Source organism: Sediminibacterium sp. (assembly GCF_051861365.1).
GTDB lineage: Bacteria > Bacteroidota > Bacteroidia > Chitinophagales > Chitinophagaceae > Sediminibacterium.
In genome coordinates this window covers 50,225-70,596 of record NZ_JBHYCW010000005.1, presented here as the reverse complement: position 1 = coordinate 70,596, position 20,372 = coordinate 50,225, and the positions used below count along the sequence as shown (strand labels likewise).

21 protein-coding genes are annotated in these 20,372 nt (G+C 38.8%); 7 read left to right on the top strand and 14 right to left on the bottom strand.

Going from position 1 to position 20,372, the window contains the following annotated elements; all coding sequences use genetic code 11:
• Positions 1-19 precede the first annotated feature (19 nt).
• The 6 genes from ACTIEV_RS03565 to ACTIEV_RS03540 form a co-directional block, all read right to left on the bottom strand.
• Positions 20-619, bottom strand: coding sequence for a NifU family protein (locus tag ACTIEV_RS03565; protein WP_178886563.1), 600 nt, complete (start codon positions 617-619; stop codon positions 20-22).
• A 522-nt stretch (positions 620-1,141) separates the two neighbouring features.
• On the bottom strand, positions 1,142-1,966 hold the full coding sequence (locus tag ACTIEV_RS03560) for a hypothetical protein (protein ID WP_322196441.1): 825 nt from the start codon (positions 1,964-1,966) through the stop codon (positions 1,142-1,144).
• 8 nt (positions 1,967-1,974) lie between these two features.
• Complete coding sequence (locus ACTIEV_RS03555; protein WP_439516097.1) at positions 1,975-2,604, bottom strand: c-type cytochrome; 630 nt, start codon at positions 2,602-2,604, stop codon at positions 1,975-1,977.
• A 385-nt stretch (positions 2,605-2,989) separates the two neighbouring features.
• Entirely contained in the window at positions 2,990-3,568 is a 579-nt protein-coding gene (locus tag ACTIEV_RS03550) for a response regulator (protein ID WP_439516096.1), read from the bottom strand.
• A gap of 826 nt (positions 3,569-4,394) precedes the next feature.
• Positions 4,395-5,237 (bottom strand): hypothetical protein, encoded by an 843-nt coding sequence (locus tag ACTIEV_RS03545; protein WP_439516095.1) that lies wholly within the window; start codon positions 5,235-5,237, stop codon positions 4,395-4,397.
• Between the two features lie 79 nt (positions 5,238-5,316).
• A complete protein-coding gene (locus tag ACTIEV_RS03540; protein WP_439516094.1) occupies positions 5,317-5,922 on the bottom strand; it encodes a hypothetical protein in 606 nt (201 codons plus the stop codon).
• Positions 5,923-6,176: 254 nt separating this feature from the next.
• Between ACTIEV_RS03540 and ACTIEV_RS03535 the strand changes: the two genes are divergently transcribed.
• The 5 genes from ACTIEV_RS03535 (at position 6,177) to ACTIEV_RS03515 (ending at position 10,455) form a co-directional block, all read left to right on the top strand.
• A complete protein-coding gene (locus ACTIEV_RS03535; protein WP_439516093.1) occupies positions 6,177-6,683 on the top strand; it encodes a hypothetical protein in 507 nt (168 codons plus the stop codon).
• Positions 6,684-6,770: 87 nt separating this feature from the next.
• Positions 6,771-7,484, top strand: coding sequence for a 5-oxoprolinase subunit PxpB (gene pxpB / locus ACTIEV_RS03530; protein ID WP_439516092.1), 714 nt, complete (start codon positions 6,771-6,773; stop codon positions 7,482-7,484).
• Positions 7,481-8,437, top strand: coding sequence for a biotin-dependent carboxyltransferase family protein (locus ACTIEV_RS03525; RefSeq protein ID WP_439516091.1), 957 nt, complete (start codon positions 7,481-7,483; stop codon positions 8,435-8,437). The genes pxpB and ACTIEV_RS03525 overlap by 4 nt, the downstream gene beginning before the upstream one ends.
• Positions 8,438-8,539: 102 nt before the next feature.
• Positions 8,540-9,283 (top strand): 5-oxoprolinase subunit PxpA, encoded by a 744-nt coding sequence (locus tag ACTIEV_RS03520; protein WP_439516090.1) that lies wholly within the window; start codon positions 8,540-8,542, stop codon positions 9,281-9,283.
• Positions 9,280-10,455 (top strand): NRAMP family divalent metal transporter, encoded by a 1,176-nt coding sequence (locus ACTIEV_RS03515; protein WP_439516089.1) that lies wholly within the window; start codon positions 9,280-9,282, stop codon positions 10,453-10,455. Before ACTIEV_RS03520 ends, ACTIEV_RS03515 begins: the two co-directional genes overlap by 4 nt.
• Here ACTIEV_RS03515 and mnmH read toward each other — a convergent pair.
• Positions 10,436-11,566 carry a tRNA 2-selenouridine(34) synthase MnmH gene (mnmH, locus tag ACTIEV_RS03510; protein WP_439516088.1) on the bottom strand — a complete coding sequence of 377 codons (1,131 nt, stop codon included), beginning with the start codon at positions 11,564-11,566 and terminating at the stop codon, positions 10,436-10,438. The genes ACTIEV_RS03515 and mnmH overlap by 20 nt on opposite strands.
• A 39-nt stretch (positions 11,567-11,605) precedes the next feature.
• On the opposite strand from mnmH, the gene ACTIEV_RS03505 reads away from it, so the two are divergent.
• A complete protein-coding gene (locus tag ACTIEV_RS03505) occupies positions 11,606-12,100 on the top strand; it encodes a SixA phosphatase family protein (protein ID WP_439516087.1) in 495 nt (164 codons plus the stop codon).
• Between the two features lie 113 nt (positions 12,101-12,213).
• Here the strand turns inward: ACTIEV_RS03505 and ACTIEV_RS03500 are convergent, their stop codons facing one another.
• Both ACTIEV_RS03500 and ACTIEV_RS03495 read right to left on the bottom strand, forming a co-directional pair.
• Complete coding sequence (locus ACTIEV_RS03500; RefSeq protein WP_439516086.1) at positions 12,214-13,104, bottom strand: DMT family transporter; 891 nt, start codon at positions 13,102-13,104, stop codon at positions 12,214-12,216.
• A gap of 32 nt (positions 13,105-13,136) precedes the next feature.
• Positions 13,137-14,192, bottom strand: a complete 1,056-nt coding sequence (locus tag ACTIEV_RS03495; protein WP_439516085.1) for a glycosyltransferase — start codon at positions 14,190-14,192, stop codon at positions 13,137-13,139.
• A 228-nt stretch (positions 14,193-14,420) separates the two neighbouring features.
• Between ACTIEV_RS03495 and ACTIEV_RS03490 the strand changes: the two genes are divergently transcribed.
• Positions 14,421-14,669 carry a hypothetical protein gene (locus ACTIEV_RS03490; RefSeq protein WP_178886588.1) on the top strand — a complete coding sequence of 83 codons (249 nt, stop codon included), beginning with the start codon at positions 14,421-14,423 and terminating at the stop codon, positions 14,667-14,669.
• A 75-nt stretch (positions 14,670-14,744) separates the two neighbouring features.
• Here ACTIEV_RS03490 and ACTIEV_RS03485 read toward each other — a convergent pair whose 3' ends face one another.
• The 5 genes from ACTIEV_RS03485 to ACTIEV_RS03465 all read right to left on the bottom strand — a co-directional run bounded on the left by ACTIEV_RS03485 (position 14,745) and on the right by ACTIEV_RS03465 (position 20,322).
• A complete protein-coding gene (locus ACTIEV_RS03485) occupies positions 14,745-16,022 on the bottom strand; it encodes a pyridoxal phosphate-dependent aminotransferase (protein ID WP_439516084.1) in 1,278 nt (425 codons plus the stop codon).
• A gap of 218 nt (positions 16,023-16,240) precedes the next feature.
• Positions 16,241-16,705 carry a helix-hairpin-helix domain-containing protein gene (locus ACTIEV_RS03480; RefSeq protein WP_322196411.1) on the bottom strand — a complete coding sequence of 155 codons (465 nt, stop codon included), beginning with the start codon at positions 16,703-16,705 and terminating at the stop codon, positions 16,241-16,243.
• Positions 16,706-16,717: 12 nt separating this feature from the next.
• Complete coding sequence (locus ACTIEV_RS03475) at positions 16,718-17,719, bottom strand: virulence RhuM family protein (RefSeq protein ID WP_439516083.1); 1,002 nt, start codon at positions 17,717-17,719, stop codon at positions 16,718-16,720.
• Between the two features lie 63 nt (positions 17,720-17,782).
• Positions 17,783-19,996, bottom strand: a complete 2,214-nt coding sequence (locus tag ACTIEV_RS03470; protein ID WP_439516082.1) for a DNA/RNA helicase domain-containing protein — start codon at positions 19,994-19,996, stop codon at positions 17,783-17,785.
• Positions 19,993-20,322: a nucleotide pyrophosphohydrolase gene (locus ACTIEV_RS03465; RefSeq protein WP_322196408.1), complete on the bottom strand. Its 330-nt coding sequence runs from the start codon at positions 20,320-20,322 to the stop codon at positions 19,993-19,995. The genes ACTIEV_RS03470 and ACTIEV_RS03465 overlap by 4 nt, the downstream gene beginning before the upstream one ends.
• Positions 20,323-20,372: the final 50 nt, after the last annotated feature.

Sequence of the window (20,372 nt, the reverse complement as noted above, 5' to 3'; positions counted from 1 at the left end):
AAAAAATCCAACACTTCATTTATTCGGCCTCGGCCACTACTTCTTTCACTTCCGGGATCATTCGCTTCATCATTCCTTCAATACCTGCTTTCAGGGTAATCATGGATGAAGGACACCCACTACAACTTCCCTGTAACATCAGGTTCACAACACCATCATTATAACTCTTGAACTGAATAGCACCGCCATCCATTTCAACAGCAGGCTTTACATAATTCTCCAATAATTCTTTTACGCGTTTTACAATATCATCATCGTCTGCACTCACTGTATTACTTGCTTCCTGCTTCACTTTGGCAACTTCTTCTTCATTGACTACAACGCCGCCATTTTCCAGATACTCTTTCAAGAATTCTTTGATGGTAGGGATCACATCCTGCCAATCTTCTGTGTCAGAGGTCTTAGTAAGGGTCACAAAATTGCTGGCAATAAATACACTTTTGATAAATGGAAAGCTGAACAATTCTTTTGCCAATGGAGACGGACCCGCCAAAGCTTCTTCAGCGAAATCGATACTCTTACCGGGATACAATAGCTTGTTTGCCACAAACTTCATAGTTTCCGGATTGGGGGTCATCTCAGTATAAATGCTGATTACGGGATTGCCTGTTTTAATCATACCTGTTCATTTAAGCGGTGATAAATTATTTATCACTCCACAAAAATAATCAAAATACGAGGGCAATCAGGCGCTTGTAGAGGGTTTTTCGGATATCGAAAACCTGCAAACCCTTACCAAAGCTCAAAACGAGCCGAACCCTCCAATACCGATACCTGTACCGGCTTGGTCTCTTTTTGCTGCGTGAAATAAGGACGCTCTTTTACACAAGATGGTCTCGAAAAAAGCTTTACTCCATCATTTTTAGCTGGATGTGAAAGAAGTGTTGAATGGGTGGGGGCAGCCAATACAACACTTGCTGCACAAGTAGAGTACTAAGTTTTGTAATGCTGCTTTCATGTTTTTATCAATTACCCGACAAAAGTATCCCCGTTTCTGCCGCTTTACAACCGCACAAACATGTGAAATGCACGAATTTGCGGGTTTTTATGTCGGATTTTTATCACATAAAAAAGCCCCGATCTATTGACCGAGGCTGGATTCACACAGGGTTATTCTCTATAACTAACTGATTTTCAAATATTAATATTGAAATGTAGTGTTGGTTACATCATCTGCCATGCCCGTTTCCTTGATCACCGTTTTCCGGGTCAATGGATTTCCCTGGTCATCATAGGTGTAAGTATGGGTTACACTAGCATACTGTTGACCGGCTTTATCATAATGCTTTTCGGTTAATGGATTATTGGGCATCATTAACAGCAAAGGGATATAGGGGTTATTTTCAAACAGTAAGCTGGTATTGTGCTTATTATCATAGGTTTCGATCTCGTATACATCTGATTTCTCTAATACGCCACTGGTATGATCCTGATACCAAGTGGTCATAGATTTGATATCCCCATTGGCGTAATAAGCCAGGTCAAAACGCATATTGGGCGTATTACTGATGGTCCCCATCATGCTTCCATAGGCATCTGTTCTTACCAAACGTCCATCCTGATAAGTATATGCATAATAGGCAATCACTACATTATTAGGTGTTACAATCTCAACCTTCGTAACATTTGAACCCGTATATGTGTACTTATATTTGGTTCCATCTGTTACTTTCATTTCAACCAACTTATCGCCATTATAGGTTAATGTATAAATGTTGGTATCATCGCCACCGCTATTCTTCTGAAGGTCTGTAATTTTTATCGGCTTGCCTTCGGCATTGTATTGAATAGACATATAACTACCATCATCATAACTAATCTTACTCAGTTTTTTGGTATTGCTTGGTGTACCTGGATTATTATCCGGAAGATCTGCTTCAAATTCTTTTGTACATCCCGCTATCAATACAATCGTTGTAATCAATGCCAATAAACGGCCCATCCATCTGTGTATGCCCTTTTTCATCTGCTTAATTATTGTTTAGTAATCTTGATTTCATTCGGTGGAATAGCTGCAGGAACTCGGTTACTAATTGCAGGTAATGACATCAGATACTGATACACAGAGCTCAGATCTTCATCCGTCATCTTAGCGATCATATACCATGGTATGGGCGGCATTACTGGTCTTCCTCCTTCTTGTCCAAGATGCTTACCCGTGCGAATGGTTTTTACAAACACTTCTTCAGTCCAGTTACCAATTCCCGTTGCCTCATCCGGAGTAAGGTTCGCTCCAAAAGTCATTCGCCAAGGACCGGCAAATGCTGTAACATCATGAGACATCTTCACCCAGCTCTGGTCTTTTGCCAAAGCCTCACTCAATGTTGGTATTCCTTTTTCTGATGGATAACCAGACATCAATCTTGTTGTATCTGGAATCGGACCCATTGGTGTCATGATCTTAGGTGAATGACAATCGTTGCATCCTGATACAGTAACCAGGTATTTGCCACGTGCAATCAATTCATCTTTTTCTTTTTTACGAATAGTTGAGATATCATCTTTTTTAGTCTCTTTATCATTACTGCCAGCATCGCTACAGGCTGCAATGATTGCCATTACCAATAGTACTACTACGGTTATCTGCAAGGTTTTACTTTTCATGTTCATGTTTGTCGGTATTAAGTGTTTCGTTTGTGATCTGCAGAAAACAAGCCGCTTTATTGCGATCACGGGGCAAACATAAAACGGCAAATTCCCGCAGCCAATCACACAAAAATGTGGTTGGGATGGAGGGAGGGAGAGCGTTGCAAGCGGTAAGCTGCAAGCTACAAGTGGGGTATAGGATCATTAACCTACTTATAAAACAAAAATACCCGGCAACAAAAGCCGGGTATTTATAATGATGTTCTTCTTTTTTGAAATAGGTCTTACTATAGTAAGGTCGATTTCTCCTGCATTTCCTCGCCGAATTAAAGCCCGACGCTATTTAATTGGAGCTTGTTGCTTATCACTTTCTTGTGTCTTGTTACTTTGTTCTTGTTCCTTCCTACACAATTTTATTTCGAAACGCCTTCGCAACAGCCTCACTCTTACTATTTACATGCAGCTTCTCATAAATTTTTTTGATGTGTGAACGAACCGTATCAATGGCGATAAACATTTCAGAAGCAATCATCTTATAACTATAGCCATTTACTAATAGTAGTAACACCTGTTTTTCTCTTTCAGACAAATCATAGTCTTCACCTTTTTCATTATTCAGAGAAGAGAACATTCTCAATACCTGTGTAGCAATAGAAGATGTCATGGGTGCGCCACCGGTTTGTGCTTCTTGAATATATTCCAATAAGCGCGCAGGTGGTGTTTTCTTCAGTACATATCCATTTGCACCATTGCTGATAGCATCAAATACATTTTTGTTATCATCGAAAACCGTCAACATCAGAATTTTTACATCGGTATCAATTTCACGGATTCTTTTTAATCCTTCAATACCATTGGTTCCCGGCATATCAATATCCATCAATATTACATCGGGTTTGAATGCTCGTACCTCATCTTCTACATTGTTGCAATTCTTAAAGGCAGATAACACTTCAAATCCATCTGATCCATTGATCAACATGTTAGACCTTCACGTAGCTGGGGGTTGTCTTCGTAAATCAATAATTTGGTCATAATTTTCTTTTACTACATCAAAACTACCAGCTATTACTTTGTTAGCCAACCGCATAATAATGTTAGGGTAGTCCATGGCTTATGGTTCATAGTCGATAGTAAAGAAAGTAATAATCATTAAATACTATGGACTATTGACCATGGACGATGAACTAGATCCATGGTCTATTAAAGTTACTACTCTAAGCCCCTGCTTCAAAATATTTACATCGAAAACCACATACTTATGTCATGTGTTTTTAACAGCAAAATCAGGCATTTGGCTGACAGACGGTGATTAATGCGGATAGAATGTGATGAATGTTAAAACAAGTAGGCTGCAACACAATTGGGGTACTTTTTTTCACATGGAAATGCGGTTGAATAAGGGTTTTTATCGATGCATTTTTTGCACCATCAAATTAAAACAATCAGCACATGAAAGGAAAATTCATCACTACCGCACTGATCATAGCAGTGATCGCCGGTGGCAAAAAATCAACTTCACTCGCATAAGGCGAGAACAACCCTAGTAAGGGTTTTCAAATTAGGCAAGTTTGGGTTTTTTATAAGCAGTATGTTAGAAGCAGAGCAAACAGGTTACATAACAAGTGTGTAACCTGTTCTCATTTTAGCACCTACTAAATACATCAAATAAGATTTCGCATATTTATTTCAGAAAAAAATAGAGCCCGATAAGACTACCGGGCTCTTCCCTTGGCAGGGAACCTATAGAAAACAAGAGTAAAAATCACTTCATCATTGGATATTCTTTATTGGATATTCCCCTGTTCTCAAAGCCTGATACCGGCAGAAAGATTCAGATAAAACATGCTTTTACCCCGCTCTGAAAGATCTGGTCTTCCTGCCGTAGTTATAAGGTTTTGTGGCATTACATAAGATGGTGTAATGGCCAGATTACATTTGCCCTTGACAAATACAATGGGCATGGCTATTTCATAGGAAAGTATATTGAACTGGGTAATATTCTCCGTAGTTCTTTGTGTTACAGGAATACCCAATACATTTTTTCTTTCGAGATAGGTATTGCTAAATTGTTGTGTCCCTAAATTGGCAGTAAAAGAAGGCGCCAATGCAATGGCTGCATTGTTCATGCCCTTATTGATAAGAAACAAATGATCTACACCAAAACTGGCATTGACATCTGTTTTATCACTGAATAATAAATTCAAGCCACCATTCAGGTTCAATATTTTATTCAGATAACTAAGGTTAGCCCCCGTTTGTGATTTGATGGCTGATTGTACCAATGTACTCTCATCTTTGTACAAAAAGCGAGAGAAAAATAGGTTACCGGAAAAATGATCTGTCTCCGGAAAACGATACCCGGCTTCAATCGTAGCACCCGTATAAGCCGTCGATTGCATACCATTCTGAACAAAAATGAAATTCCCTTGTGCATACAATCCACCTTTAAGCTGAAAGCCTAACATGGGAAACAAACCACTGCTTCGCAAACTATCGGTTCGACCAAAAAAGTGCAAGGCCGATTGATAATTCATAGATGCATTGAATTCATTTTTTTTCTTGGTTTCATCACCGGCCTCTTGTGCCAGCATGAATAAGGGACAAAACATTGCCAGCAAAAGCAATGTGGTGCTTTTGAACTTTTTCATAACAATAAAGTTTTAGTATGTTTTTATCGACGGCTTATGAGGGTACTATCTACGATTTAGGTATCGCAATACTGTTTTTTTAGCTGCCAGACTTTGCTGATCCTTTCGCTTTTACTTCACCTGAAGCTGATACAGAAGGTTTCACTTCCTTCGCTTTGGTTTTAGCTTCTGCTGCTTTGTTCATGCCCGCTTCTTTTGCAGCTTCTGCTTTCGCTTTAGCATCTGCTACTTTTTCTTTTGCCATGTCTTTTTGCTCATCGGCCATTTCTGCTCCTTCACGGAAAGGAGTTTTAGCATTGGCGTTGGCATTCACATCGGCTTCAGAGCGAGAAGAAGCACGTACCAGTCCTCTTTCTTCTCCGCCTGCATTACTGTTCAACTCTGCCTGACTAGATGCTTTTACGCTCGCATTGGCATTCACATCAGTATTCGCTGTTACACGTTTTACTGATCCAACCGTAGCGGCAGTAGTAGCGCGTGTAGCATTCACGGTAGCAGATGTTACCTTACCGGTAGCTACTGTTGCTCTAACAGCTGCATTGCTGGCTACTGTGGCGGCGCGTGTGGCATTAACGGTGGCATTGGTAGCTGCACTGGTGGTTGCTCTGACACCTAATTGTGCTTCTGCGGTCTGTAAAAAGAAAAGACTCGCTAAGGCTGCTGTTGCTTTCATCATTGTTTTCATGATAAATAGATTTTAGTGAATAATCGGTTTCTTATTTCTTCCATTTCAAGTACTGTGCCAAAAATTAATTTTTGCCTGAAATTCTTTATTATCAACGATTCTAGAATAAATCAAAAAATACATATGTACGATATCGACAAATTTTCGGATTGCCGAAATTGTTAAATTTTGGGGTTGTGAAATTTTTAAAAATCTTTTTTTAAACAAAATCGGGCAACCAATAAGTATTAATTTGGATGAACTAAAACTGCGGTATGAAAAAAATATTTGTCGTGATCACATGTTTGTTCTCGTCTTTCTCCTATGCACAATATCAACAAGATGTAGTTTCTGAGGATGCTATCATTAAAGCACTGTATGATGTGATTTCAGGACCTAGCACACAGAACCGCGACTGGGACCGATTTAGAAATCTTTTTACAAAAGAAGCGCGAATGATCACAGTGGCATTGCATAAAGACAGTGGTAAAATAGTGCGCACCATCACACCGGAACAATACATTGAAAGAAATGGAAAAAGATTACAGGAGATTGGATTTATAGAAGCAGAACTCAATCGAATTACAGAAAGCTACGGTGCAGTTACACATGCTTTTTCTACCTATAAATCGGATTATACAGTGAATGGTAATCCCATGAAAGCAAAGGGTATCAATAGCATTCAATTATTCAATGACGGGAAAAGATTTTATATCGTTTCTGTGTATTGGGATGGAGATAGTAAACTTGTAATGTCCGAAAAATATCGCGGTAAGGAATAATTCATCTTATAATTGTTATATTAAAATACAATGATTTGTCTCTTACTCGCCTATTGAACATGCTTTATTAACATGTATATTTAAGTCGTGTCAGTAAAGTATACATATCAGTGTTACGCAATAGGAGACCATGCATTAACTTTTTCATTCGGTGATCGCATAGATACCACCGTTAATGAATATATATTGCAATTGTTTCATCTGTACCGTAATTTTCCCTGGCCCGGTATCAAAGACTGTATTCCCGCATATACTACCATCACTTTTGTATATGATGCCCTGTATTTTCTCAATAGAAAAATAGATCCCATTGATACCATTCAAGCGCTAGTTGATGAATTATTGATTCCCAATACCGTTACTCACAAGAAAAAAACAAACAATCTCGTTCGCATTCCGGTTTGTTATGCTACCTGTTGTGCTCCTGATCTTGCATCACTGGCAACCATCAAACAAATTACTGCCAGTGAGCTGATTCAACTTCATTCATCAGTTACTTATCGTGTGTTCATGAATGGCTTTTTACCCGGTTTTGCTTATATGGGTAAAGTAGATGAAAAGATCAACGCACCGCGATTAACATCGCCCCGACAAAAAGTACCTGCCGGTAGTGTGGGCATTGCAGGAGATCAAACAGGTATCTACCCCATGGAATCTCCGGGTGGATGGCAGTTAATCGGTCGAACACCTCTTTCTCTTTTTAACACTAACGCTGTGAAACCTTGTTTACTGGAACCCGGTGATCAGGTTCAGTTTTATCCGATTTCATGGAATGAATTTCAAAACTGGTCTGCCCAATGAGTATCCGCGTTATCAAAAAAGGAATACTCGATACCATTCAAGATGAAGGTAGGTATGGATACCAGCACTTGGGTATTCATCCATCCGGTGTTATGGATACTGTAGCCATGCGCATGGCCAATACGTTAATAGGAAACCCTATTCAAGAACCTGTTTTGGAAATGCATTTTCCAGCTCCCTCACTTTTGTTTGAAGAAGATACATTGATTGCCATTAGCGGCGCAGATTTTGATGCAAGATTAAATCGTGATCTACCTATTCTGATCAATCGATGTATTGCTATCAAAGCAGGTACACAATTGTCTTTTCAACAACAGATCCGTGGAGCACGGGCTTATATTGCTGTTCGTGGTGGTGTTCAAAGCACTCTTTGGCTAAACAGTGCCGCTACACCCGTTGGATTTACTTCCATTGGTACACAATTGCAAAATGAAATGATTCTTCCTTTCAAGAATAATGATTTTCAGGTTGCTGAAAATAAAATATTCTCTTGGACCGCCCTCTCGCCCGTAAATTATCAGAATACAATCATTCGTTATACTGCAGGACATGAAATCAGCCGATTGAATGATGCAATGCAAACATTAGTAGACAACAGTACTTTTATACTCGACAAAAGCAGTAACAGAATGGGGTATCGATTAGTAGGACCTTCCATTATTCCGAATACCCATACCGAAATACTTTCTACTGCCGTTTCCCGAGGCACCATACAATTACTTCCTAGTGGACAACTGATCATTTTGATGGCAGACCACCAGACCACTGGCGGTTATCCAAGAATTGGTCATATCATCACTGCAGATTTCCCTAAGCTTGCGCAGCGAAATCCTGGAGAAGGTTTTCAATTCAAGCAAGTTTCTCTTCAAGAAGCACACAAAGCCTTACAAGCACAGGAATTACATTTGAAACAATTGGAAACAGGTTGTAAATTGAGAATGGGAGATGTTTGATCGCAGATCGCAGATGTCGGATGTCTGATATAAGGTATACGAATAGTAAAAATATAAAAATCTGAGATCTGACATTTAAAATCAGACATCACAAATAAAAAAATGGCCATCGATATCAACTGCGACTTGGGTGAGGGTATGCCGAATGATGCTGCACTGATGCCGTATATCAGCAGTGCCAATATTGCCTGTGGTTTTCATGCAGGTGATGAAGAGACGATGCGTCGAACCATTGCATTGGCGATTGAACACGGTGTGGCCATTGGAGCGCATCCGGGTTTTCCGGATAAAGAAAATTTCGGTAGAACAGAAATGCAGTTTCCTGAAGAAGATATTGTATCCATTGTATCTGAGCAGATTTATATTATGCTGGATCTTGTTTTTGCGATGGGAGGAAAATTACAGCACGTAAAACCTCATGGGGCTTTGTACAACATGTCTGCAAGAGATAGCTCTCTGGCAAATGCCATTGCAAACGCAGTAAAAGACATTGATGAAAATTTAATTCTTTTCGGTCTCAGTGGCAGCAAGAGTATTCAAGCTGCGGAATCTATTGGATTGCAAACAGCAAACGAAGTATTTGCTGATAGAACCTATTCCTCGGATGGAAATCTTATATCCCGTAAAGAAAAAAATGCATTGATCAGTGATGTAAGCAAAATGGAAAAGCAAGTATTACAAATGATTCAGGAACAACAGGTAACCAGTATTGACGGAACCATTGTTCCGTTAAAAGCTGATACCATTTGTATTCATGGGGATGGAGAACATGCCATTGTTTTCGCGAAACAGTTACATCAACTATTACACGACCATCATATCATCCTTCAATCATTCATGCGTTGAAACAACTGACGAATAATAGTGCCATTACGGGTGCAGCATTTCTGATGGCCACTTCTGCAATTGGTCCGGGTTTTCTAACACAAACCACCGTGTTTACACAAAGTTTGCTTGCTAGTTTCGGTTTTGTGATCCTGATTTCTGTTCTGTTAGACATCATTGCACAACTCAATATTTGGCGCATACTTGCTGTTACCGGTAAACGTGCGCAGGATATTGCCAATGAAGTAGTGCCGGGATTGGGTTATTTATTAGCACTACTGATTATTTTGGGTGGACTTGCATTCAACATTGGCAATATTGGTGGTTGTGGATTGGGATTGAATGTGCTCACAGGTATTTCTAACACAACAGGTGCAATTATCAGTTGTGGTATTGCCTTATTCATTTTTTGGATGAAAGAATTCAGCAGCTTGATGGATGGTTTCACCAAAGTGTTGGGTATATTGATGATTCTACTCACTTTGTATGTAGCGATCAGTTCCACCCCTCCTGTGATGGATGCCATACATTATAGTTTTGTTCCAGAACAAATAAATGCCAAAGCCATCGTTACACTGGTTGGTGGTACTGTGGGAGGATACATTTGTTTTGCGGGTGGACATCGGTTGCTGGATGCAGGATTAACCGGTGTAAACTCCTTACCGCAAGTAAGCAAAAGCGCGGTAACAGGAATTTGTGTGACAGCAGTGATGCGTATTGTTTTATTTCTCGCTGTGCTAGGGGTAGTAAGTAAAGGACATTTACTCGATAGCGTAAATCCACCGGCCTCCGTTTTCAAAATCGCTGCGGGTGAATTGGGATATCGATTCTTTGGAGTAGTGATGTGGTGTGCTGCTATTACTTCTGTTGTGGGGGCGGCTTATACTTCTGTTTCGTTTCTAAGAACCTTTCACCCTTGGATCGAAAATAATTATCGGATACTTATAAGTGTATTTATTCTATCATCAACATTGATCTATATCAGCATAGGCAATCCCGTAAGTATATTGGTAACGGTTGGCTCACTGAATGGGCTTATATTACCCATTGCACTTGCAGTGATGCTAATTATTATGCAACGAAAAAAAATAGAGGGATATCAACACGCGAAATGGCTCAGTATCTGCGGTTGGATAGTTGTTGCTGTGATGACATACATGAGCTTTCTGACGATCAAAGACTGGCTGAACTAATTGGTTCATCTTGTTGATGAGTAGTCAACACTTTTTTTGCATTCTCAACCTTGTCTACTGTTTCCAAACTAATCTTTTTAAATACTTGTTCCGGCTTTTCTCGCATGTTGCTCATGCTTTTGGTATAAAAGCGATCGTAGTAATGAAGTAATACTCCAAAAGCACCATGCAAATCATTTTCGATCAAATAATTCACAGTCGTTTTTGCTTCTAGTCCACCCAAGCGTTTTTGTATTCTAACTGTTGCGTTGATGAGGTCTTCTTTTTTAAACTTACCATATCCTGCTATCACATAATTCAATCGCTCTTCAAAAGGTATATCTAAAAAGTATACGCGACAGGTACGCATATACTTAAAAATTGAAATGGGAATATTGACTTCACCAATACGCTGACTTTCATCTTCCAGCCAAATGGTACTGTTATTTGCAGATGCAACAGCCAAGGCATTGGCTAAAAGGTTTTCAAACATTTCCTGTTTGGGCTGTTGTGGTTGTCCGAGATTACCAAAAGCAGAACCTCTATGACAAGCCAATCCTTCTAAATCAATAATCGTTTCTCCTTGTTGTGCAAGTGCATGTAGTACTTCTGTTTTACCGCTACCCGTATATCCACCAATGATCTTGAATGGATATTCTTTTTCAAACTGTTTCAACACCCAATTGCGATAAGATTTATATCCACCCACTAATGTATACACTTTAAATCCATACAAATCCAACAACCAAGCCACGCCCGCACTCCGCATTCCTCCCCGCCAACAATATACCAGTACCACTTTATCTGCTATCTCTATCGGCTTACTCTCTTTCTTCCCATTCTTCTTCCCGTCAACTGTCAATTGTTCACTACCAACCACTCTCTCCACTTCCTCTACCATCTTCACCATCTTGGGACCAAAATATTCCAATCCCAGTTTAATAGCTTTCTGTTTACTCTCTTGTTTATATGCGGTGCCTACCACTTTTCGTTCTTCATTGTTAAACAAAGGAAGACTATGGGCAGTCGGGAAACAGGCATGCTGATACTCTCCTTCGCTTCTTACATCGAAGACGGGATATTGCTTGGCCATTGCGATAAAATCTTCTATGAGCAGTCGGGTTACAGGCATGCATACAAATGTAAGTGGACTTTATTGTAACTTTTCAGCATGAAAGAACTTCTTGTGATCAGACATGCCAAAAGCGGCTGGGCCAATGCTTTTCAAGGAGATTTTGAGCGTCCGTTAAACGACCGCGGACATCGCAATGCTCCTGCAATGGCCGAAAGAATATTGAAACGGGGTATCGGTATTCAATGTTTTGCTTCCAGTACCGCCAATCGTGCACTTACTACTGCTGTATATTTCGCAGAAGCGTATGGTAAAAACAAGAAAGATATTCTTTTGTTCCCCGAATTGTACCATGCACCCAAAGAAACGTTCTATAATGTAATCGAAAGGTTACCCGATCATTATAATACTGTTGCGATCTTCTCTCATAATCCCGGCATCACTGATTTCGTAAATAGTCTCACCAACACGCGCATAGATAATATGCCCACTTGTGGCATTTTTTCCATCAAGGCAGATACCAATGAATGGAACTTGTTTGAGCGTGCGGAAAAGGAGTTTTGGTTTTTTGATTACCCAAAGCTGGATCTGTGATCTTTGATTTCTTGATTTTTTGATCCCTGTCTGCCGATCGGCAGGTGTGATTTTTTGAATTTTTACTTTTTAATTCTTCTAAAAATCTCTAATGGAGTCCTTCAGACAAAAAATCACAGATTTCTTTTTCGAAGATTCACCAAATAGACACCGCTAAAAATACAGATGGCTGCCAGTGCTTTTGTGATAGTAAAATGTTCCCCCATAAATACCATGGCGATAATAGCGGCGAAGACAGGTTGGGTATAGATATATGAACCTGTTGCCGATGAACCGATCACTGAAAGTCCGTATACATTAAAGAGGTAAGCAAAGAAGGTTACAAACAAAGCCACAAAAGCCAATGCGATCCATTGAGTTGTACCAAAAGCAGCCCAGTTGGTATCCATGAATTGTTCAAGTCCGAATGGAAGAATCATGAAAGTACCAAATGTAAAGACCCAGCGTAATACATGTATCGGTTTATAATGCTCCATTAACGGACGCACCAACACCAAATAAAATGCATATGAAATGGCATTGATGATGATCAAGATATCGCCTAGTAACATATCTTTTCCACTCGTGCTATTATCTTTCATGAGTATCAACATGGCAGCACCGCCGATACCCAATGCAAGTCCGGCAATTTTATAAAGCGTGAGCTTTTCTTTGAGTAACCATGCTGCTATGATGGTAATGAAAATGGGTGTCCCCAGTGATAGTAAAGAACTATGGATGGCCGTTGTCAACGATAATCCCTTGATGAAAAGTAATTGATTGATGGCTACACCTGTTAGTGCACACAATAAAAAACGAGGAAGATGTTTTCTTTCAAATCCCGCATTACTGGGTTTCATCAAAAAAAGCAACCAGAATAATAATAAACTGGATAGTACCCGTACCACATTCAAAGCAAAGGGAGCAATGAATTCCGGTGTAATGGTCTTTACTACAGCATAACCCGCTCCGAAAATAAAGTTGGCTGCTAATACAGCGAGATGTGCTTTGGTGGTTTTATTCATTGCTTTGCAAAAATAAGATAGGCGAGGTCGATTTAAGAAGAAGCTTTTACAAATACTGTTGCCATTAGTCTTTTCAAATCTGTTTCTTCAAAAAAATTAAAAGAAGCAAAAACAGCATTTGATTGATCTGCTTTTGTTAATACATCATTCAAATTCAGTTTAGATTGATCAACATACATCGCATAACCTTTTTCTGCACATCGCTTTGCCAAGTATTCTTGTTCTGTTTGTCCGGGTGTAGGTATTAAGAGGGTCTTGCATCGCAAGCGTGAAAAATCCATCAGGCTACTATAACCACTTCTGGCAATCACTAGTTTAGTTTTCAATAATTGTTCCTGTAAATTGGCTGCCGAAAGATGGTTCACCAATTTCACATGCGGTGGTACCGAGATGGAAGAAGTGTCCGCAGGTAATCCTCTTACCAATACTATCGGTTCTGTGAATGTTGACAATTGCAACACTATTTTTTCTTCCAATATTGTTCTTTGCGGTTCAGGACCGGATAATAAAATAGTGATTGCTTGTTGGTCGGTATGATTTCCTTGCTCAAAACGCGACAGTAATCCCATATAAGTAACCGGAATGGCAGGTTGCTTACTTGGGTGTGAAAGTGTTCCCGCCAATCCTCCCGCTTGCTCCTGATCGGGTACCCAGCACGTAGTAAATCGATTGATAAACCGATAATGAAGCCATCGAACGATTGGCTCGAGTAGTACTGGTGCTTTGATATTTAACTGATGGGTCATAAAAACCGATGGACATTTTTGACTCCATAGTCCATAGCGGTTATCCGATATCACCAGATCGATACCATATTGTTCAATTGCATCCTCCAACCAGCGGTGTTCCCATTGAACAATACGTAGTAGGGCTGGCAATTGTTGCATTATTTTGAAGGGCAGCCAACCTTTGGTTCGACTGTAACGTACCTGGTAACCGGGGAGTTTGATAAAACGATGATGAGGAAACTCTTGTTGCAAAAGGGTTTGTTGAGGTCCATCGGTAGCTATGAAAACCTTGTATCCAGCATTGTTCAAAGCACGAATCAATGGAATACAACGTGTGGCATGACCGAGACCCCAGTCCAATGGTGCGATCAGTATGTTTTGTATGTTAAAATCGGTAGGCAGTGCTGATGGGTTTATGATGGTTTGATCGAAAGCTGTATTTTAGATCATTATGAAACTCAAAATAAACCAAATATTCGTTCTGCTGTTACTTATTACCATGGCCAGTTCCTGTGGTATATTCCAGAAAGGAAGGAATGGCAGAGGGGGCTGTAACTGTCCCAATAATGTTCGATAAACCATAGAGGTATGAAAGACATGAACCGTGATCTCTGGCTGCTCTGTAAACATGATTACATGACACAGTCTGAACTCGATCGTCAGGTGAGCCTGTTGAATACCCTTTTATACCATGCTGAGAATTGGAATAATTTCTGTTCTTCCCACGAAATCCTCGATATCAACCGCCGCAAAATCATCCGCAAGCCACATCTGATGCAAAGTATTTTGCATGAAAGAAGGTTGAAGGCGTTTGTGTTTGTGAATAATCTAAATTAAGCTGCTAGCTTCAAGCTACTAGCCTCTAGTTTTTAACTGGTTATTAGAAGCCCAAAACACTCTTCTAGCTAGAAGCTAGTAGCTAGTAGCTGATAGCTTGCTTAAAGCACTTTCCAACTTCTCCAACATCTCCCCAATTTCTTCTTTCTTACAAGTGCCCACACTTAAACGATACCATGGACTATTGGCGCCGGCACCGAAGGCTGAGAAGGGTACTACTGCTAGTTTGGCTTCTGCAAGGATGTAAGATGTTACGTCTGATTGTGTTTCAAGTTTTTTTCCGTCGGCTGTGGTTTTACCTACGAGGTCTATTTTGATGGTAAGATAGATCGCAGCTTGTGGTGCAACAGCATCAACCGGATAGCCCTTTTGTTTGAGGGCAATAAAACCATCATGAATATTTCTCAAACGCAATTCCACTTCTGATTTGAAATGGCTGAGGTAGCGTTGAATATTTTCTTTCTGCAATAAATATTGAGCCACCGCTTTCTGTTCTGCCATGGGTGCCCATGCACCCACATGACTTAAAATTGCTTTCATCTTGGCGATCACTGTACTCGGTCCTAAAGCCCAACCTACACGTACACCGGTAGCTGCAAATACTTTGGAGATACCATCAATGAAAATAGTATAGTCTTTCATCGCAGGTCTCAATTGCAAGGGGTTGTGGTGAACTGTTGTGCCATAGGTAAGTGTCCAATACATTTGATCAAACATCAAATAACATTTCTTCTCGCCTTCACCTCTTTTTGCATTTTCTTCCAATATCAGATCACAAATAGCTTCCAGACTTTCTTTTTTGAGTGTGGTGCCTGTAGGATTTTGTGGTGTACAAATACAAATAAGTGTAGCGCCACTGATATTTTTTTGGATGTCTTCTACAGTTGGCATGAAATCATTCTCTACCCTACACTCTACCACACAATGCACCGCATCGGTCAAGTGTGTATAGTGATTGTTATTCCAAGAGGGAACACCATAAATCACTTTATCGCCTTTGTCAACGATGGCTTTGAATAAAGTATAGATCAACGGACGGCCACCGGCTGCTATTTGAATTTCATTCGGTTCAAAACTCAATCCTTCCCATTCTTTAATGAATGCTGCTACCGACTTACGCAGATCCAACACACCTTCTGCTGCAGGATAGCTTGTGTTTCTATTGCGATAAGAATCGATGATGAGTTCCTCCAGCTCTGTAGGAATGGGAAATACAGAAGGATCAAAATCACCAATAGTGAGGTTATATATCTTTTCACCATTACGAATACGTTCACTGATGGCATTACCTAGTTTCACGATCTCACTGCCCGATAAGGTTTCAGCTAAATGACTCAGTTTTGGCGTACTCATACTAAAGGTTTTGTTCCGGCGGCAAAATTAAGTTTTTCCAATGGAGAACGGTGGAAATATTGAATGTTGAATAATGAATATCGAAGGGAAATTGACGGTTGGGTGACATGAGAGAGGTAAAGCCGCAGATTTGCAGATTAATGTCATTAAAAATCTGCGAATCTGCGGCTTTATATATTATTAAGAAACTTTTGGAAAGTTCCGGAACTTTCCAAAAGTCAGCGATCAAACCAAGCTTTTTGAGGTCTGGTTTTTGGATAACCGTTTTCAGCGCGAAACTTTTTTCGTTCTTCGGTAAAGTCCCACCAGGTTTTTTGCATGTCATGTGTGTTTGCAAAGTTCACGACCAATCTAAATTGGTCTTCCACACAAGGGTCAACCCAATAACCTTTTTTCTGTTCGTATTCGTCTGTGAGTTGAGCGCCGTCTTTTTGTTTGAGTTCATTGAGTGAATAATAACCCAAAAACACAAGGTCTTCAGCAAACTTTATTCCGACTGAAGGAACCGTTTGAAATGCTGCTAACGCATAAATTTCTTTTGCGCGTTCTTTTGTGGCGTTTAATAATGCTTCTAATTCGTCGGATGCGAAATCAAGGATATGAGCAATTTTGATTTTATGCCTTCTCAAATTTGCTTTCTCGATTTCCGTCAGCGGAAGTTTTATGTTTGTCTTATTTTTCATCCTCAGTAAAAGTTATTGATCCTTTTTCTTTTTCAGAAGCGCAATATCTCTTTCCAACTCTTGTAGGCTTTGTTCTTTTTCGATTGCCTTTTGTGCGAGTTGGTATTTTTCAAATTCTTCTTCTGATTTCTTCACCGCCATTTCGTGACTGATTTTTCCTGCGTGAGAAAGTAATTCTCTTGCGTTTAATTGCAAAATGGCATCTAGGCGCTGAATCCAGTCATTCATATACATGGGCGTACGCTGCTGCGCCATTGTTTCGGCAAAAGCAAGGTATTGTTCTACCAAAAGTCCGAGCAGTTTTATTTCATCTTCATTCAGGTAATTTTTGGCAATGCCGGTATCTGATTTTTTGATAGGAACAGCTTCTTTCTTATCATACGATTGCATACCCATTAAAGGAAGCGTTGCATCTGCTCTGCGATACACAAGCTCCGCTGCTGTTTGCTGGCTGATAGCCCACAATAGTTTATTTTGAACCCCTTTAAAGAATGTGATTGTTTTTTCGTCTTTAGGGTCGTAATCAATACTGGTGGTGTAGATGTCTTTTATTTTTTGATAAAAGAACCGTTCCGAAATACGTATTTCCCGAATGCGTTCCTGCAATTCGTTGAAATAGTTCATGGAAGTGCCCGACTTAAATCGATCATCATTCAACGCGAATCCCTTAATAATATATTCCTTCAATCGCTGGGTTGCCCAAATACGAAACTGTGTGCCCTGGGGGGATTTTACGCGATAACCTACTGAAATGATGACGTCTAGATTATAGTATTTTGTATCATAGTTTTTGCCATCAGCAGCAGTATGTCGGAATTTCCGACATACTGAGTTTTCATTCAGTTCTCCCTCTATAAAAACATTTTGTATGTGTTCTGTAATGGTGGTTCTGCCTTTACCAAACAGTTCTGCCATTTGCGCCTGTGTAAGCCAAACGGTTTCTTCTTCCAGCCGAACATCTATTTTAATGTTGCCTTCCGTATTTTGATAGATGATGATTTCGCCGCTAGTCATTGTACACTGATGCTTTTTATAACCATTACTAAAGAACCTAAGAAACTTTTGGAAAGTTTTCGATTACATACTTATTACCTTTTCAAATATTCCAATTACTTTAAAGTTTATTAACTTATCATTTGTTAGTTCAATATCCGAGTACTCTTGATTATCTGATAAAGATTTCAAAATTATTACTGCATGATTCCATCCATCTGATGAAATATTCTTTACACTATGGTATTCTTTTACTGTATAACCTGAGCCAAAATCGCTGTCATGGATATCTGTTGATTCTACTAATACTATTTTACCATCTCGAGATCCTCCCTCGTATTGTTTGAAGAGGCAATATGAACCGTTAGGAATTTTTTGATTCATAGATTCTCCTAAAACCTTACAAATAAAGTACCCTTTTTTAGCAGAAATATTAAATGGTGGCTCTACCCAAGTTAATTCGGAGTGAATTTGTAGATCACTAAACTTTCCAGCTGCAGCTGTAATATCAATTAAAGGAATAGAATTTATGTATGGAATTACCTCTTCCAAACGTAATATCCTAAATGGAAGATCCTTTTTGAAAGTTTCTATATGTTGTTTCAAATAATCTTTTAGTTCTTTATTACAAGCATATATAAAAGTACCCCTAATACCTCGATACATTATCGTTTTATATATATTGACGATGTATGACTTCAAAGACTCTGGATCAGAAATTCCTTTTTTTCCATTAATATCAAAATAGTGATTTGAATCAATTTCAATACAGCCTTTCTCTTTATTATAGTTAATCTCTTTACCAAATATTATTACTGCATAATTCAAGTCATAGCCTTGCGTTGTATGTATGCACCCGATTTCATTAAAAGCATTAGCTGAATTTATCCAATCCTTATCTGTAGAGTTCCATTTAAACTTCAAACCATCTAACTCAATATCAGTAACTTCAGGAGATGGTTTTGGATCAAGTTTTGGATTTGATAACCAAGGCCATGAATATCCCGCTATCATTCTACACAGTCCGAATTCATTTTCACGATCGATTAACTCGGTATGTAGATCACAAAAATTCTCAAATATGTACAATTCATAATTTTCTTCTCTGTATTTATTTTTTTCCGTTCTTTCCACATGGAGTAAATCATGAACAAATTGAATATAATTATTACCTCCCTTCACCCGCATTTGAGACTTGAGTTCAATTTTTAATGTGCTCTTTTCATTTAAAAGATCAGTAAATCTTATTGCGTCAACATCTGATGGTTTTATAGATTGAGCAGAGTCATAGAAGAAAATTTGGTTTTTATTATTTGCCATTATCCAATCTAGCTCTGTTCCTGTATCATCAAGTCCTAATTTCTCATTATTCTTTTTAAAAATACCCATCCATCCTATATTCTTATACTTCCTTAATCGATGAGCCTCATCAACAATTAATAAATCATACTTCTCTTTCGACTTAAGTGTTTCTGATGGATTTATAACCATTGATGACTTTAATCCCGGTACCTTCTTAAAGACTTTTTCTAAAGACTCTCTAAGCGATGTCATTGCTACAACTAAACCAATTTTTGCATTTGGATATTTTTTATTAAAGTTCTTTATATAGTTGATCTCTCGTAACTCATCATCATTTAACTCCTCAATTCGTTCATTTTCTACATCGGTAGTAAGTAGTTTCATTAAATATGTAGCCAATATAGTTTTCCCAGTTCCAGCACTACCACTTATAAATATTCGATTTGATGTATTTGAAGTCAACCCATCTAGGATTTCTAGAACTGAATTATATTGGTCTTCATTCAGAGATTTATATGGAGAATATTTGAATAGTTCTGAGTTTTCAATTTCATTCAAAGATTTAGTTACAATCTTTTTCTCAATTAACTTATTCCAAACTTCTTTGAAGAGGTTCTTGTAAAGATCTTGCTGATAGTATTTATGATTGATTAAACCAAAGTTTCCATTTTGAAGTTCGTAGGTTCCTTCCGCTGTGATATATTGAATTAAACTAGATTCAATATCTAATGTAGCTGATTTATTAAACTTGTCAGACCCAATTATTGAAATTTTATTGAGTTTACATCTTTCGGGATTGGCTAAATGGTTTTGTATTCGCTTAGATGCATTTGTTGACTCCCCAACATATGCCACTTTTATTGAATCGTTCTGAATAAAATAAACCAGTGGCCATTGACTTTTAACCCATAGATTTTGCTCAATCTTATTTAAAGACTCTTTGGAGAAATCATATTGTTCTGAAATTTCAATAGATAATTCAAAAGAAGTACTCATAGCTCATCATATTTTTTTGCAGATCCTTTTGCTTTATCAACAGGATATTTCTCTCCATTTTTTTTAATCTTATCAAGAACTATCTGCTTTACATCGAATTTATATTTTTCAGCAAGGAGGAAGGCAAAAGCAAAAACATCTGCTAATTCTTCTTTTACACTTTCAGGATTTGCATCATTTGCATTCTTCCAGAGAAATAATTCTAAAAGCTCTGCGGCCTCAATATTGACCGCTAACGCAAGATCTTTAGGATTATGAAACTGCTCCCATTCTCTTTCGTTTCTAAACTTCAAGAGCGCTTGTATAATTTCTTCGCATTCTTTCATTTCTTTCTGTGTTTAAAGATAAAAGCATTACAAGGGTATCGTGAATAGCT

Bases quoted from the DNA above. Each gene is read 5' to 3' on its own strand.
- ACTIEV_RS03565 (WP_178886563.1), bottom strand. From the start codon at position 619: ATGATTAAAACAGGCAATCCCGTAATCAGCATTTATACTGAGATGACC.
- ACTIEV_RS03560 (WP_322196441.1), bottom strand. From the start codon at position 1,966: ATGAAAAAGGGCATACACAGATGGATGGGCCGTTTATTGGCATTGATT.
- ACTIEV_RS03555 (WP_439516097.1), bottom strand. From the start codon at position 2,604: ATGAAAAGTAAAACCTTGCAGATAACCGTAGTAGTACTATTGGTAATG.
- ACTIEV_RS03550 (WP_439516096.1), bottom strand. From the start codon at position 3,568: ATGTTGATCAATGGATCAGATGGATTTGAAGTGTTATCTGCCTTTAAG.
- ACTIEV_RS03545 (WP_439516095.1), bottom strand. From the start codon at position 5,237: ATGAAAAAGTTCAAAAGCACCACATTGCTTTTGCTGGCAATGTTTTGT.
- ACTIEV_RS03540 (WP_439516094.1), bottom strand. From the start codon at position 5,922: ATGAAAACAATGATGAAAGCAACAGCAGCCTTAGCGAGTCTTTTCTTT.
- ACTIEV_RS03535 (WP_439516093.1), top strand. From the start codon at position 6,177: ATGAAAAAAATATTTGTCGTGATCACATGTTTGTTCTCGTCTTTCTCC.
- ACTIEV_RS03525 (WP_439516091.1), top strand. From the start codon at position 7,481: ATGAGTATCCGCGTTATCAAAAAAGGAATACTCGATACCATTCAAGAT.
- ACTIEV_RS03520 (WP_439516090.1), top strand. From the start codon at position 8,540: ATGGCCATCGATATCAACTGCGACTTGGGTGAGGGTATGCCGAATGAT.
- mnmH (WP_439516088.1), bottom strand. From the start codon at position 11,566: ATGCCTGTAACCCGACTGCTCATAGAAGATTTTATCGCAATGGCCAAG.
- ACTIEV_RS03505 (WP_439516087.1), top strand. From the start codon at position 11,606: ATGAAAGAACTTCTTGTGATCAGACATGCCAAAAGCGGCTGGGCCAAT.
- ACTIEV_RS03500 (WP_439516086.1), bottom strand. From the start codon at position 13,104: ATGAATAAAACCACCAAAGCACATCTCGCTGTATTAGCAGCCAACTTT.
- ACTIEV_RS03490 (WP_178886588.1), top strand. From the start codon at position 14,421: ATGAAAGACATGAACCGTGATCTCTGGCTGCTCTGTAAACATGATTAC.
- ACTIEV_RS03485 (WP_439516084.1), bottom strand. From the start codon at position 16,022: ATGAGTACGCCAAAACTGAGTCATTTAGCTGAAACCTTATCGGGCAGT.
- ACTIEV_RS03480 (WP_322196411.1), bottom strand. From the start codon at position 16,705: ATGAAAAATAAGACAAACATAAAACTTCCGCTGACGGAAATCGAGAAA.
- ACTIEV_RS03475 (WP_439516083.1), bottom strand. From the start codon at position 17,719: ATGACTAGCGGCGAAATCATCATCTATCAAAATACGGAAGGCAACATT.
- ACTIEV_RS03470 (WP_439516082.1), bottom strand. From the start codon at position 19,996: ATGAGTACTTCTTTTGAATTATCTATTGAAATTTCAGAACAATATGAT.
- ACTIEV_RS03465 (WP_322196408.1), bottom strand. From the start codon at position 20,322: ATGAAAGAATGCGAAGAAATTATACAAGCGCTCTTGAAGTTTAGAAAC.